Raw genomic sequence first — 14,400 nt, 5'->3', positions numbered from 1 at the left:
GCATGCCGGGGCAACGCATGCGTGCCCGGCAACGCATGCGTGCCCGGGGTGGCTGATCGCGGCGCGCTGCGCTAGACAGGGCCGCCATTCCAGCAGGAGATCCCCAATGAGCATTCAGCGTTTCGAAACCGGCCCGCGCATGAGCCAGGCCGTCGTGCACGGCAACACCGTCTATCTTGCCGGCGTCGTCGCCAACAATGCGGCCGGCGAAAGCGTGACCAAGCAGACCCAGGACATCCTGAAGACGATCGACGGCCATCTCGCCAAGGCCGGCACCGACAAGTCGAAGCTGCTCTCGGCCACGATCTACATCACCGACATGAAGACCTTCGGCGAGATGAACGCCGTGTGGGACGCCTGGGTCTCCCCCGGCAACACTCCGGCCCGCGCCACCGTCGAAGCCAAGCTGGCGGCCGCGCAATACACCGTCGAGATCATGGTGACGGCGGCGAAGTAATCTAGCGCCGAGTTCTCCGCCGAAGGGCGGCGAGGGTAACCAATGAAGAAGCCTCGTGAAAACGAGGCTTCTTCTCTTTCTTCGTGCCGATCCCCGACAGTTCTTCGATAGAGTGGTTCATTTTCTAGCTAGTGAATTTAGAAAACGCTGAACCCTTTGGCTCAATTCTTTCGCCCGCTTTTTCTCCCTTTCCGACATCTGCAGAAGTTCGATTACATCGCGCATGTTTTGCAACCATCCCGTCTGAACTTCCGGCACAGCCATCTTGTCGGAGAGCACGCGCTCATACACGCACGATACATCGACCCACCCTTGTTGCTTGAGTATCTCCTCGAGATCGACCGGGAAGATGCGCATGGACGCTTTGTCGCCGCCGACTCCCTGCTTGGAGAGAAACTCAGCCGCGAGTTCGGAGCAGAAGAAGCTCCGCAGGAAGAACCGTCGAATACCGGGCAAATTGCGAAATATGAAGACGGAGTTGTATTTTGCTCCGTAAACCGACTGCGCTTCCTCAAACACGGGAAGTCCGAGATAAGTTACCTTTGGCGAACGATATGCCTTCATCCTGCCGTCGCCAAATTGCCTTGCAGCAAAAAGCGTATCCCATCCCTCGATAGTCACGCCCTTCTTGGGAATCGAATGCAGCGCGCCGGCCTGGCTGATCGTAATCATGACATGCGACCATTTCGCCCTGCGGCCCCGAAGCAAAGACTGGGTGGCTAAGACAAGACGATCGTCGGAGGTAAAGATAATGTCGCCGTTAATGGGAAAATCGCGCGGCATCGTCACACCGAAAATGCACAGACTATTTTTGCACGTTTAACACGATTATTTTGTATGAACAATCTAAAGGAGTGGCGCCTCCATGTCGTCGCCGCGCCGAAGTAACGCCCGCATTAGACCGGCGCGCCGATGACCTCCGAGGTAATCGATCCGCGTGCGCGAACCTTCGATAGTGACGGTCAGCCGGACACGGCGTCATCGAAGGAGAGCAACATGACCGACCACATCGCCATCGCCCACTGCTATATCGATCTCTGGAACGAACGCACGCCGAGCCGCCGGCGCGAGCTGCTGAGCGAGACCTGGACGGCCGATGCGAGCTATGTCGACCCGCTGATGAAGGGCGACGGCCCCGATGGCATCGACGCGCTGATCTCGGGCGTGCAGCAGCGTTTTCCCGAGTTCAAGTTCAAGCTGATCGGCGAGCCCAACGGCTACGGTGACCATGTGCGCTTCTCGTGGGGGCTCGGCCCTGACGGTGTCGACAGCCCGATCAAGGGGACGGACTTCGCCGTACTGAAGGACGGGCGGATCAGGAGCGTGACGGGATTTCTGGACCAAGTGCCCGCGGGGGCGTGAAGGGCGGGTAAGCCGCCTCAAATTCAGTGGTCGTCCCGGCGCAGGCCGGGACCCATAACCCCAGGGCGTAGTTTGGCGAAGGTTAGTCGTTCGGTACGCCCGCCTCGGCAACCCGAGAGATCACGCGGTATGGGTCCCGGCCTTCGCCGAGACGACACCTGTGATTGGGCGCGAGCATTGCGCCCAATCACATCATCCCACCGGCAACCGATACGCAGCCTTCGCATTCGCCCCGAACGCCTTCTCGCGCACGGCCGGGCCGAGCTTCGCCAGGCACGCGTCCAGCGCGCCCTTGATCTCGCCGTAGCTGCCTGCCAGCAGGCACACCGGCCAGTCCGAGCCATAGATCAAACGATCCTCGCCGAAACATTTTGTCGCATGCGCGACGAACGGAAACAGCTGATCCGCATCCCAGTCGTTCCAGACCGCTTCGGTCGCGAGCCCGGAGATCTTGCACCAGACATTGCCGCAGGCAGCGAGCGCTGCGATGCGCTCGGACCATTCGGCGCTGCCGCCATCGGCGATCGGCGGTTTTGCCGCGTGGTCGAGCACGAAACGCGCCTGGGGGAAGGCCTGCGCTGTCGCGATCGCGGCCGGAAGCTCGCGGGTGCGGACGAGGAAATCATAGGCGAGATCGCGGGCGAACATCGCGGTGAGGCCGCGCTGGACGTCTTCGCGCAGAAGCCAATCCGCATCAGACTCGTCGTGGACCTGGTGGCGAATGCCGACGAGCTTGTTGCCGCCGGGCGCGGCAAGCAGCCGGTCAAGCGTGTCGCCGAGATCGCCGTCGGTCAGATCTACCCAGCCGACGACGCCGATGACAGACGGCGTCACATGCGCGATCCGCAAAAATCCCTCGGTCTCCTCCAGCGCGGAACGGCACTGCACGACGATGCTCGCGTCGATGCCGTTCGCCTTCAGCAGCGGCGCGAGATCGGCGGGACCGAAAGCGCGGCGGATCGGCGCGAGTTCGGGCGCGTTCATCCAGGGATAGTCGGCGCGCTCGGGATCCCAGAAATGCTGATGGGCGTCGATGATCATGGTCTACGCACCGCCCGGCAGCGGCGCCCGGGCATCGACGAGGTTTCGCGCACGCAGCTCCTGCCAGAACGACGCCGGCACCGCTCTCTCCGACATCGCGATGTTGTCGGCGACCTCGCCGGCGTTGCGTGCGCCCATCACCGCGACCGTCAACGCCGGATGGGCCATGCAGAACTGCAGCGCGGCCGCCTTCAGCTCGGTGCCGTGCTTGCGGCAGAGCTCGTCGAGCGCGAGCGCACGTGCGACGAGTGCTGCATCCGCATCCTGATAGTTGAACTTCGCGCCTGTCTGCGGATTCGCCAGGATGCCGCTGTTGTAGATGCCGCCGAGCAGGATACCGATGTTCTTCGCCTTGCAGACCGGAAACAGCCCATCCAGCGCGCCCTGGTCCAGCAGCGTGTAGCGGCCGGCGAGCAGGAAGCAGTCCACCGGCACGGCCTCCGCAAAGCGGACCAACATCTCCGACTGGTTCATGCCGGCGCCGATCGCCTTGACGGTGCCGTCGGAGCGCAAGCGCTGGAGCGCGCGGAAGGCGCCGGACACGGCCTCGTCGTAATGGTCGTCGGGATCGTGCACCAGGAGCACGTCGACGCGGTCGAGCCCGAGGCGAGCCAGACTCTCCTCCACCGAGCGCATCACGCCGTCATAGCTGAAATCGAACACGGGCCGCTCGCGCGACGTGCCCTTGTAGTGCTCGTCCTCCGCGCCGCCGCTGTCGGGGGCGCGCAGCAGGCGGCCGACCTTGGTCGAGATCGCGTATGACTCGCGCGGCTGTTGCCGCAGGAACGCGCCAAGCCGCCGTTCCGCGAGGCCAAAGCCGTAGAGCGGCGCTGTATCGAAGAAGCGGATGCCGGCCGACCAGGCGCGCGCGACCGTCGCTTCCGCATCGGCATCGCTGACGGGACTGAACAATCCGCCGAGCGGGGCGGAACCGAGCCCGATCGAGGTGACGTCGAGAGTGCCGAGCCGTGCGCGCTTCATTCCCATTGCCTTACTTCATTCCAATCGTCCAAACCATCTCCCCCGCTTGCGGAAATCGCAAGCGGGGGAGGCATGCAGGAGCGCGGGGGCTGGCGAGCGCTCCTACTTCAACATCTGCGCGACGTTGTCCTTGGTCACGAGGTCGAGGCCGGTGTAGACGATCTCCGGCACCTTCTCGCCCTTCTTGATCGCGAGCAGCGTGTCCATCGCCTTCTCGCCCATCTCGAACGGGCGCTGGCCGACCAGCGCATTGGCATAGCCGTCGCGCAGCAGCTCGAGCTGCATCTTCAGCGTATCGGCGACGACCAGCGTGAACTTGCCGGAATCGATGTCCTTCTTGTTCCTGCTGGCGAACGCCTTGAAGCCTTCGGGCGCGAACATCGGCCAGCCGCCGATCGGCACGATCGCGGCGAGATCGGGCGTCGCGGTCCGCATGTCCGTCATCTGCTGGACCGCCAGCGCCGGATCGTCGTTGCAGAAGGTCGGCGAGCCCGCGACCTCGGTCCATTTCGAGCCCTTCAGCGCCTCGCGCACGCCGTCGACGCGCTCGGCGAGGTTCTTGGCACCGGGACCGCCCGAGACCATGGCATATTTGCCGCCGTCGGGCCGCATCTTCAGGAGCTGCTTGCCGAGCGCGACGCCGAACTCCTTGTTGTTGGTGCCGATATAGGCGATGCGCTTGGAGCCGGGCGCATCGGCATCGAAGGTGATGACGGGAATGCCGGCCGCGGTCGCCGCCTCGATCGACTTGGTCATGGCCGCGACGTCGGCGACCGAGATGGCGAGGCCGTCGACCTTCTGGGTGACGAAGTCCTGGATGATCTGCGCCTGCGTCGCCGGCTCGTGCTCCACCGGCCCCTTGTAGATGCACTCGATGTTGCCGAGCTCCTTGGCGCGCTTCAGGCAGCCGTCGCGCGCGAAGTCGAAGAACGGATTGTTCATCGCCTTGGGCACGATCACGAAGCGGTAGTTCGCGGCGAACGCCGGCGTCGCCATCATCGCAACGGCGATGCCGGCCAGCAGAAGTTTCCTCATTGTCTCCTCCACCCTTGTTTGGTGCCTATCCTCTCGAAAGCGCCCGGGAAGCGGACAGGCGGCGTTTTCGTTGCCTCCCCGGGATGATCTCACGTCAGGTCATTCGCGAACGAATGCGGTCGACCAGCACGGCCAGGATGATGATCACGCCCACCAGCGTCTGCTGCCAGTAGGAGGAGACCTGCGCCAGCACGAGACCGTTGCGGATCACCTCGAGCAGCACGCAGCCGACGATGGCTCCGAGCGGGCCGCCGATGCCGCCGGCAAGGTTGGCGCCGCCGATCACGGCCGCCGCGATCACGTTGAGCTCATAGGAGGTCGCCATGTTGGCCGGCGCCGATCCGAGCCAGCCGGAGATGATGATGCCCTGGAGGCCTGCGGCGAGCGCGCAGATCACATAGACCTCGATCTTCACCCGCACCACGGGGATGCCGGTGAGCTCGGCCGCCTTCTCGTTGCCGCCGAGCGCGAAGACATGGCGGCCGAACGCACTGTGGTGCAGGACGACGGCCATCGCCAGCGCGAGGATCACGAGATAGATGAACGGCGCGGGCACGCCGAGCACGTCGCCCGAGGTGAGCGCGTAGAAATAGTCGGCATCCGGCCCGCCCGGGAAACTGCCGCGGCCGTTGGAGACGACGTAGCCGAGCCCGCGCACGATCGAGAGCATGCCGAGCGTGGTGACGAAGGGCGACAGGCCGAGCACGGCGATGCAGAAGCCGTTGACGAGGCCCGCGATCAGCGCGACGCCGAGGCCTGCGAGGATCGAGATCAGCAGGATCAGGCCGGGCACGTTGGCCAGCACCGTCTTGCCGTCGGCGGCCATATGCACCAGCGGCGAGCCCGGCGCCGACAGCTCGGTCATCACCATCGAGGTGATCATGGCGGAGAAGCACATCATCGATCCCACGGACAGATCGATGCCGCCGGTGATGATGACGAAGGTGACGCCGAGCGTGGCGATGGCGATGAAGGAAAAATTCTTCGCCACGTTCTGCATGTTGCCTTGGGTGAAGAAGTAGGGGCTGGCGAAATGCATGATCACCAGCAGCACCGCCAGCGCGAGCAGCACGTAGCCGGTCTGCGAGGCGAAGATGCCGCGCTGCCACCATCTGATCTTGCCGACATTGGAGAAGGTGATCGGGGATTCCATGGGCATGGCCATCACGCCGCCTCCTTCGCGCCGGTGATGAGGGCGGTGACTTCCTCCGGCGAGGTCTCGTGGATCGGCTTGTCGGCGCGCTTCTCGCCGCGGCGCATGACGATGACGCGGTCGCACACCGCGAACACGTCGGGCATGCGGTGCGAGATCAGCATCACGGCGACGCCCTGCTCCTTCAGCCGGTGGATCAGCCCGAGCACCTGCTCGACCTGGCGCACCGAGATCGCGGCGGTCGGCTCGTCCATCATCACCAGCCGCGCATTGGAGAGCCTGGTGCGCGCGATCGCGACCGCCTGGCGCTGACCACCGGACATCTGCTTGACGAGATCGTCGGGGCGCGTCTCCGAGCGCAGCTCGCCGAACAGCTCCAGCGCGCGCGCCGCCATCGCCTTGTGGTCGAGCAGCGCGATGGGACCGAATCTGCGCTTCAGCTCGCGGCCGAGAAACACGTTCGCCGCCGCGGTCAGATTGTCGGCGAGTGCGAGGTCCTGATAGACCACCTCGATGCCGACAGCGCGGGCATCGACGGGGCGGTTGAAATGGACCGCGCTGCCGGCAAAGCGCATCTCGCCATGGGTCGGGCGGAAATTGCCGGCGATGATCTTGACCAGCGTGGACTTGCCGGCGCCGTTGTCGCCCATCAGGCCGACCACCTCGCCCGGAAGGACCTGCATGTCGACATCGTGCAGTGCGCGGATCGCGCCGAACTCCTTGCCGATGCCGGAGAGCTCGAGGACCGGTGTTGCGTCAGCGCTTGCCATCAGCGGCCTTCCTCAGACGTAGCGGTTGACCAGGGATTCCAGATATTCCTGCCGCCCCGAACGCGGCTGCGGATCGAATCCGGCGCCCATCGCGCGGTCGGCGAGATCGGCGAGCGAACGCTGGCCGCCGAGAATGGCGCGGCCCTCGGGGCCGGCCCATCCGTCGTAGCGCGTGGCGAGCGGCGCGGTCAGGGCCCCTGCATCGAGCATGTCGGCAGCGGCGAGGAACGCACGCGCGCAGGCATCCATCGAGCCGACATGGGCGTGGATCAGATCGTCAGGATCGATCGACTGGCGGCGGATTTTTGCGTCGAAATTGAGCCCGCCCGTGGTGAAGCCGCCGCGGTTCAGGATCTCGTGGAACACCAGCGCCAGCTCGCCGACGTTCATCGCGAACTGGTCGGTGTCCCAACCGAGCAGATCGTCGCCGCGGTTGATATCGAGCGAGCCGAACACGCCGAGCGCCTCGGCCAGCGCGACCTCGTGATGGAAGGAGTGACCGGCGAGGATGGCGTGGTTCTGCTCGATGTTGAGCTTGACGTCCTTGAGCAGGTCGTAGCGTTCGAGGAAACCGTAGCAGGTGGCGACGTCGAAATCATATTGATGCTTGGTCGGCTCCTTCGGCTTCGGCTCGATCAGGAGCGGCCCCTTGAAGCCGATCTTGTGCTTGTGCTCGACGACGAGCGAGATGAAGCGGCCGAGTTGGTCGAGCTCGCGCTTCAGATCGGTGTTGAGCAGCGTCTCGTAGCCTTCGCGGCCGCCCCACAGCACATAGTTCTGCCCGCCCAGCCGGTGCGTCACCTCCAGCGCGGCGCGGACCTGGCCGGCCGCGTAGGTGAAGACATCGGGGTCCGGATTGGTCGCGGCGCCCGCCATGTAGCGGCGATGCGTGAACAGGTTCGCGGTGCCCCAGAGCAGGCGGACCTTAGCTGATGCCATCTTCTGCTCGAAGACATCGGCGATGGCATTGAGGTTGGCCACGGATTCGCCGAGCGAATTGCCTTCCGGCGCCGCATCGACGTCGTGGAAGGTGAAGAAGGGCACGTCCAGCAGGCGGAACAGCTCGAAAGCGATATCGGCCTTGGCGCGCGCCATGGCCATCGCATCGGTGCCGTGGTGCCAGGGCCGCAGGAAGGTCTCGCCGCCGAAGGGATCGCCGCCCGGCCAGCACAGCGAATGCCAGTAGCAGACCGCAAAGCGCAGGTGATCCTCCAGCCTGCGGCCGTGGATGATGCGGTCCTTATCGTACCAGCGGAAGGCATGCGTGTTCGCCGCATCCTTGCCGGCAAAGGCGATGGGCGTGGTTGCATCGAAGAATTTGGATGACGCGTTCACTTAAAGAGTCTCCTTCAATGCGGGATAGAGCGCGCGCCAGCGGCGATAGGCGTCGTCATAGGCGGCGGTGACGGACGGGCGAGGCGCGAAGCTCGCAAGCCGCCGCGGGCGGGTGCAGACTTCGGCGGGATCTTCTCCGGTAGCGGCAAGTCGGCCGAGCCTGGCGGCGCCGAGCGCAGCGCCGACCTCGCCTTCCTCGACGCGATGGACGGGAATGCCGAGCACGTCGGCGCAGATCTGCGCCCACAACGGCGAGCGCGAGCCGCCGCCGACGAGATCGACTTCGCCGATCGGCCCGCTCGCCGCGCTCAAGGCTGCCAGATTGTCGCGCGCCGCGAAGGCGACGCCCTCGAGCACGGCCTGGACGAGCTGGTTGCGGGAGGTCGCTCCACGCAGGCCGACGAAGGCGCCGCTGGCGGCGGCATCGTTGTGCGGCGTACGCTCGCCATCGAGATAGGGCAGGAATTTGACCGGGCTCGGCCCGTCGACACGCTCGCCGAGCGGCGCCAGCAGCGCAGCGGCGGGCGTCTCCATCACGCCGGAGAGCCAGGCGAGCGAAGCCGCCGCCGACAGCATCACGCCCATCTGGTGCCAGAGCCCGGGCAGCGCGTGGCAGAAGGCATGCACGGCGGACGCCGGCGCCGGCGCGAAGCGGTCGGTGACGCGGAACAGCACGCCAGACGTTCCCAGCGACAGGAAGGCATCGCCCGGCGCAATCGCACCAAGCCCGATCGCGCTCGCCGCGTTGTCGCCGGCGCCGCCGGCCACCACAACGTTCTTCGCCATGCCCCAGCGCTGCGCGTAGTCCGGCGCGAGCACGGCGCTGACCTCGCTGCCCTCGACGAGGCGAGGCATGTGATGCAGATCGAGGCCAGTCGCGTGCAGCAGCAGCGCCGACCAGCGGCGCTCGCCGACATCGAGCCACAGCGTGCCGGCGGCATCCGACATGTCCTCGACCATCTCGCCGGTCAGGCGATAGCGGACATAGGCTTTCGGCAGCAGCACCTTTGCGACGCGCGAGAAGATTTTCGGCTCGTGTCGCGCGACCCAGAGCAGCTTTGGCGCGGTGAAGCCGGGCATCGCCAGATTGCCGGCGATCATGTGCAGCGACGGACAGCGCCGTTCCAGCGCGACGCATTCGGCCTGCGAACGGCCATCGTTCCAGAGGATGGCGGGACGCAGCGGCCGGCCATCCTCGCCGAGCAGCGTCGCGCCGTGCATCTGGCCCGACAGCCCGATGCCGGCGACCGCAGCAACCTCGCGCGGATGGCGGCTGGCGAGATCGTCGACCGCGCCGATCACGCCCTCGACCCAGGCATCGGGATCCTGCTCGGACCACAGCGGCGCCGGATGCGACAGCGCAAGCTCGCGCGACGCCGTCGCGATCACCGCGCCGGCTTCGTTGACGAGCACCGCCTTCACACCGGATGTGCCGATGTCCAGTCCGAGATACACACCACCCTCCCTTTTGCCTGTCGCGATGGGCGGGCTTGGTGCCGCCTTCCCCGCAAATTGCCGTTCGACATTCCGCCGCTAAGGCAGATTGTCCCGCATCACGATGTCGATCCTGATCTTCTCCTGCTCGCGCAGGATCGGCTCGCCGCGGGCGAGCGCCAGCAGCACGCGCACGGCGGCGCGCGCCTCGTGTCCCGGATTCTGCGAGATCGCGGCATCCATCACACCCTGCAACAGCAGCCGGCGCGTCAACGCAGTGACGTCGTGCCCGACAAAGACGACCTTGTCGCGGCCGGCCTCGCTCAACGCCTGCGCGACGCCCTGCGTGCCGGCGCCGACGTTGTAGAGGCCGACAATGTCAGCATGCCTGCCCAACAACCTCGCCAGCACTTGCTCCGAACGCGAATCCTCGTCGCGCCCTTCGAGCACCGGCAGCACGCTGAGATCGGGGAATTCGGCGGCCATCACCTGGTTGAAGCCGAAGATGCGCTCGGCATGGTCACGCAGGCCCTGCGATCCCGCGACGACGGCAACCTTGCCCGCGCGCCCGCCGGCCAGCCGGCCGACCAGCGCGCCGGCGGTGCGCCCCGCCGCGATGTTGTCGATGCCGACATAATGGTGGCGGCGCGACGACGGCACGTCCGAGACCAGCGTGACCACCTTGGTGCCGGCATCGACGAGGTCGTTGATCGCGGCGCGGACGGTCGGATGATCCAGCGCCACCGCGGCAACCCCGTCGTAGTCGCCGGACAGCGCCTCCAGCGAGGCCGCCAGCACGGACGGATCGAACACGTCGGTGGCGATCATCTCGACCTTGAGGCGGCGGGCCGAGAGCCAGCCCGACATCTCGCCGAGATAGGCCTCGATCTGCTGCATGAACGGGTTCGGACCCGACGGCATCACGAAGGCGAAGCGGCGGGCCCGGCTGCGCGCGAGCTCCGCGGCGGCCACATGCGGCTGGAAGGCGTTGCGGTCGATCGCCTCCCTGACGCGGCGGACCGTGTCCGGCCGTACGCCCGGGCGGTTGTGCAGGACGCGGTCCACGGTCGCGAGACTGACGCCCGCCTCGCGGGCGATGTCCTTCAGCGTCAGCGCGGTGGTGGTGAGCGTCTCGGCCATGGCTGAAGGCTAGCAGAGGTGTTTTGAGGTACGCAACTCATTTTGAGGGACGAGAGAACGTTTTCGTGCCCGGGTTGAATCAGGCCAGCCGGGCCCGCGGATCAGCCCGCGGTCAGGTCGAGCGTCAGGTACAGACTGTTGGGGTCGTCGACATAGCCCGCGAACGGGCCGCAGGGCACAAAGCCATGCGCCTGGTAGAGCGCGTGCGCCGGCTTGAAATAATCCCACGAGCCGGTCTCGAGGCTGAGCCGGCTCAAGCCGCGCGCGCAGCTCTCCGTGATGATGTGGCGTAGCATCTGGCCGCCAAAGCCGCGCCGCCGGGTGGTCTGCAGCGTGTGCATCGACTTCACCTCGCCGTGGCCGGTCGAAAGCGTCTTCAATGCGCCGGTGGCGACCAGCGTCTCGCCGTCCCAGCCGGTCCAGAACTCGACGTCGCTGGCGCGAAGGCCCGCCAGATTGAGCGCATGCGCGCTGCCCGGCGCGGTCTGCGCCCGTGCGGCCGTGACGTGATAATCGAGCAGCGCGATGACGCGCGGATCGAAAGTGTCGCCGGTGCGGATCTGCATCGTCATGGCTTGACGTCACCTGCCAGTTGCTTCTGCATCAAGACCATATCGAGCCAGCGGCCGAACTTGCTGCCGACTTCGGGCATACGGCCGACCTCGGCAAAGCCAAACGAGGCGTGCAGCGCAATCGAGGCGGAATTCGAGGCCTCGATCGCCGCAACCATGATGTGCTTGTTCAGCAGCGTGGCGCGCTCGATCAGCGCGATCATCAGGCTGCGGCCGATGCCCGCCCGGTGGTGCCGCTGGTCGACATAGATGGAGTTCTCGACCGTGTGGCGATAGCCGGGAAAGGGACGGAAATCGCCGAACGACGCGAAACCGACCACGTCCCTGCCCTTCATCGCGACCAGCACGGGGTAGCCGGCCTCCTGCCGCGCGGACATCCATGCGCGCCGCGAGGCGAGATCGGCCGGGCCGTCGGTCCAGACCGCCGTGGTGTGGACCGCGGCGTAGTTGTAGATGGCGAGAATATCCTCCGCATCTTCCAGCGTGGCATCCCGTACGACCAGCGGCATCACATTTTCCCGTAAGAAGTGCCGCGCCGCGTGATGATGACGTAGCGCGCATCCTGTTTGGTTTCGTTCTCGAAGGTCACGGCACGCATCACGTCGAAGTCGAGACAGTCGCCGTCGCGCAGGCGCACGGTCTTGGCGTCGATATGCACACAGACCGCCCCCTCCAGCATCAGGAGCTGCTGGGTGAAGGCGCTGCGGCCCCACGGGCTGTAGGACACGCGCGCGCCGGCCGGCAGGTCGACGACGATGATCTCGATGCCGCTGGCCGCATCCGGCGGCGAGGCGTGACGCCGGCGGTAGCCGCTGTCGGGATCGCGCCAATGCGGCTGGTCGGCTAGCCGCATCAGGCGCTCCGGCGGCTTCTCCGCGAGCGCTACGACGTCGCTGAGGGTCACGTCGAGCGCCGCGCAGAGCTTGTTCAGCAGCGCCGCGGTCGCGCTGCTCTGCGCCCGCTCCACTCGCCCGATCATGGCCCGGCTGACGCCGGAGCGCGCTGCAAGTTCATTCAACGTCATGCCCGCCTGTGTCCGGAGCGTTTTCAAGCGACGACCGATCGCGCGGTCGAGTTTCTGCTGGTCCATGATTGTCATCCGAACATTGCCCGACACGAGGACCGCACCCGTCAGGGCGAGGGCAGCTTAGGCCGGGCGAGGCGCACGTGCCGGGCGCAAGAAGCTAATATATTGGAATCTTAGCGCGACGCGGGACGGCCGCAAGCCGGATGCCGTCACCGCCCGCGCGATTCCAGCGTCGCATTCGGCCAGCGGCAGGCATTCGCAAGCCTGGCGCGGACACTGTCGAGACCGGCGAGGTCGAAGGTCGCGCTGATGGTGCGCCCCGTGCCGTCGGTCACGGCAACCGACATCCGCCCGCCGTCGAGCGCGCGGATCAGATCGACCGGATCGTCGGTCATGAAGGCGGTGCGGCCATCGACCGCCAATCGCCAGCGCAGCGCTCTTGCCGCCGCCTGATCGGAGGACATCACGACCTCGACGTCACCGCCGCGCGCGGCGCGCCAGACGCCGTTGGCGCCGAGCGACATCTCGGTCCGCTGGTTCCGGCATCGCAGGACCAGGGTCTGGGGCGCGTCGGCGGGAACAGGAAGAAGCGCGTACAGCTTCGCCACGAACAGCGGCGAGAAGTCCCGCGGCGACGTGGTCTCGCTGATCAGCCATCCCCGTGCGGCCGGCAATGCTGCGGTCTGATCATCCTGATTGGGACGCGCCGCCGCCGCCGGCGGCTCGGATGCGGCCGGCCCGGGCGGCGCACGGACGCGCGGCTTCGCAGGCACTTCGCCAGTCGGCGCGGCCTCGTCCTTGCCGGCAAACAGACGATCGAGGCATTGCTTCTCCGCGCTGTGCGCCTTCAACCTGCAGGCAAGACGCGCCGCGTTGTCGCTGCCGGCCTGATCGCAGGCAGCCTCGGCGTTGCGCGTCTGCGCGAAGCACTCGTCGAGGCCCTTCAGGGTGCTGGACGCGGATTGACCGTGGGCTTCCGCGATCTCGATCATGGCGAACAGGAGAGCGGCGAGCCGCTTCATGGACGCGCCGTCCGATTGGCCATCTGCGGATCCCGCCAGCTCTCGGCCGCCTTCAGGCGCTGCAGTCCGGGAACACTGGCCTGGGGATCGGCATCCTTCCATTTCGGATCGAAGCCGGACACGCGCAACTCGTCGAGCCTGCCGAACAGCTCGTTCACGAAGGCGGTCACACGATCATGGCGCGGCGAGCCCGGGGTCCAGTTATAGGCGACCAGAACGGTCGGCACCGCGATCGTCTCGATCGTTTCCCCCGCCGGCACCAGTGCCGGATAGTCGGCCGACGTCAGCGCAGCGGGCACGTAATAATCGATCAGTCCAGGGCCAAAGGGTACCGGCAGGAACTTGAAGCCCTCGTCCCATTTGCGCTTCACGAACGCGTCCACCGGCTTGGAGGTGACGAAGACCACGGCCGCCATCTCACCCTTGCGCATCTGCTCGAGTGCAACCGGGTGCGGCACGAAGGTCTTCTCGACGGCGATACCGAGGCGGCTGAAAATGAGCGGACCCGAATAGGCGGCGGCGGTGCCCTGCGTGTTGAAGTTAACCTTCTTGCCGGCGAGGTCGGCGAGCGACTTGATTTCCGGGCGCGCGAAGACGTGCAGCTCCGACGGAAACAGGTTCATCACATGGACGATACGGGTTCCGATTTCCGGCACCTGGGCGCGGTACTCATCGAGCGAATCGCTGTTGATGATCGCGACGTCGATCCCCTTGAGATAGAGCAGATCGTTGACGTTCTCGGTCGGCCCGCGCGTCACGATCGGAAGCACCTTCACCTTGCCGCCTTCGTTGACGACGCGCGAGATCTCGGTGGCGAAACGGAGCGGCGCGCCTTCCAGCAACCCGGCGGCAAGGCCGACCGAGCCGGCATTGACGCGGTCCCTCACCTCGGCTTCCGCGCTGCGCGGTTGAACGGGTTGCGCCGCGCGCCTGACGCGCGCCGGCGCAGGTGCAGCGCGCTCGACGGAGCGTCTTTCACCGCCGGCCCTGTTGGCATTTTGCGCGGAAGCGGGCAGCGCGAGCAACGACAAGGCCAGTATGAACAGAAGCTTGCGCATCATCGCGGCCTCC

The 14,400-nt window shown here is 66.2% G+C and carries 16 protein-coding genes; 2 read left to right on the top strand and 14 right to left on the bottom strand.

Translation table 11 applies throughout. The features are described from left to right. Nucleotides 1-106 precede the first annotated feature (106 nt). The gene (locus tag A7X65_RS16335; RefSeq protein ID WP_063686455.1) at nt 107-457 is read left to right on the top strand and encodes a RidA family protein; all 351 of its coding nucleotides are present in this window, start codon (nt 107-109) and stop codon (nt 455-457) included. A gap of 117 nt (nt 458-574) precedes the next feature. Here the strand turns inward: A7X65_RS16335 and A7X65_RS16330 are convergent, their stop codons facing one another. After that, on the bottom strand, nt 575-1,240 hold the full coding sequence (locus A7X65_RS16330) for a hypothetical protein (RefSeq protein WP_063686454.1): 666 nt from the start codon (nt 1,238-1,240) through the stop codon (nt 575-577). A gap of 213 nt (nt 1,241-1,453) precedes the next feature. Here A7X65_RS16330 and A7X65_RS16325 point away from each other — a divergent pair, with 213 nt between their 5' ends. Beyond that, nucleotides 1,454-1,819: a nuclear transport factor 2 family protein gene (locus tag A7X65_RS16325; protein WP_063687735.1), complete on the top strand. Its 366-nt coding sequence runs from the start codon at nt 1,454-1,456 to the stop codon at nt 1,817-1,819. A gap of 192 nt (nt 1,820-2,011) precedes the next feature. On the opposite strand, the gene A7X65_RS16320 is transcribed toward A7X65_RS16325, so the two are convergent. The 13 genes from A7X65_RS16320 to A7X65_RS16260 form a co-directional block, all read right to left on the bottom strand. Next, nucleotides 2,012-2,860: an amidohydrolase family protein gene (locus A7X65_RS16320; protein ID WP_063686453.1), complete on the bottom strand. Its 849-nt coding sequence runs from the start codon at nt 2,858-2,860 to the stop codon at nt 2,012-2,014. A gap of 3 nt (nt 2,861-2,863) precedes the next feature. After that, nucleotides 2,864-3,841, bottom strand: a complete 978-nt coding sequence (locus A7X65_RS16315) for an aldo/keto reductase (RefSeq protein ID WP_063686452.1) — start codon at nt 3,839-3,841, stop codon at nt 2,864-2,866. Nucleotides 3,842-3,943: 102 nt separating this feature from the next. Next, on the bottom strand, nt 3,944-4,876 hold the full coding sequence (locus A7X65_RS16310; RefSeq protein WP_063203761.1) for a sugar-binding protein: 933 nt from the start codon (nt 4,874-4,876) through the stop codon (nt 3,944-3,946). A gap of 94 nt (nt 4,877-4,970) precedes the next feature. Beyond that, nucleotides 4,971-6,041, bottom strand: coding sequence for an ABC transporter permease (locus A7X65_RS16305; protein WP_063686451.1), 1,071 nt, complete (start codon nt 6,039-6,041; stop codon nt 4,971-4,973). Continuing rightward, the gene (locus A7X65_RS16300) at nt 6,041-6,799 is read right to left on the bottom strand and encodes an ATP-binding cassette domain-containing protein (protein WP_063686450.1); all 759 of its coding nucleotides are present in this window, start codon (nt 6,797-6,799) and stop codon (nt 6,041-6,043) included. Before A7X65_RS16300 ends, A7X65_RS16305 begins: the two co-directional genes overlap by 1 nt. Nucleotides 6,800-6,811: 12 nt before the next feature. Next, entirely contained in the window at nt 6,812-8,134 is a 1,323-nt protein-coding gene (xylA, locus tag A7X65_RS16295) for a xylose isomerase (protein WP_063686447.1), read from the bottom strand. Continuing rightward, complete coding sequence (xylB, locus tag A7X65_RS16290) at nt 8,135-9,589, bottom strand: xylulokinase (RefSeq protein WP_063686444.1); 1,455 nt, start codon at nt 9,587-9,589, stop codon at nt 8,135-8,137. 78 nt (nt 9,590-9,667) lie between these two features. After that, nucleotides 9,668-10,708: a LacI family DNA-binding transcriptional regulator gene (locus A7X65_RS16285; protein ID WP_063686442.1), complete on the bottom strand. Its 1,041-nt coding sequence runs from the start codon at nt 10,706-10,708 to the stop codon at nt 9,668-9,670. Between the two features lie 101 nt (nt 10,709-10,809). Continuing rightward, a complete protein-coding gene (locus tag A7X65_RS16280; protein ID WP_063687733.1) occupies nt 10,810-11,274 on the bottom strand; it encodes a GNAT family N-acetyltransferase in 465 nt (154 codons plus the stop codon). 2 nt (nt 11,275-11,276) lie between these two features. Beyond that, nucleotides 11,277-11,789 (bottom strand): GNAT family N-acetyltransferase, encoded by a 513-nt coding sequence (locus tag A7X65_RS16275; protein ID WP_082884960.1) that lies wholly within the window; start codon nt 11,787-11,789, stop codon nt 11,277-11,279. Next, complete coding sequence (locus A7X65_RS16270; RefSeq protein ID WP_063687732.1) at nt 11,789-12,370, bottom strand: helix-turn-helix domain-containing protein; 582 nt, start codon at nt 12,368-12,370, stop codon at nt 11,789-11,791. The genes A7X65_RS16275 and A7X65_RS16270 overlap by 1 nt, the downstream gene beginning before the upstream one ends. 146 nt (nt 12,371-12,516) lie before the next feature. Further along, complete coding sequence (locus A7X65_RS16265; protein ID WP_063686440.1) at nt 12,517-13,329, bottom strand: type VI secretion system-associated protein TagO; 813 nt, start codon at nt 13,327-13,329, stop codon at nt 12,517-12,519. Next, nucleotides 13,326-14,390 carry a TAXI family TRAP transporter solute-binding subunit gene (locus A7X65_RS16260; RefSeq protein WP_082884959.1) on the bottom strand — a complete coding sequence of 355 codons (1,065 nt, stop codon included), beginning with the start codon at nt 14,388-14,390 and terminating at the stop codon, nt 13,326-13,328. The genes A7X65_RS16265 and A7X65_RS16260 overlap by 4 nt, the downstream gene beginning before the upstream one ends. Between the last annotated feature and the right edge of the window lie 10 nt (nt 14,391-14,400).

The organism is Bradyrhizobium stylosanthis (genome assembly GCF_001641335.1).
Classification (GTDB): Bacteria; Pseudomonadota; Alphaproteobacteria; order Rhizobiales; family Xanthobacteraceae; genus Bradyrhizobium; species Bradyrhizobium stylosanthis.
Note: the sequence above shows the minus strand (reverse complement) of the source record. Positions and strands in the feature narration are given on the sequence as shown.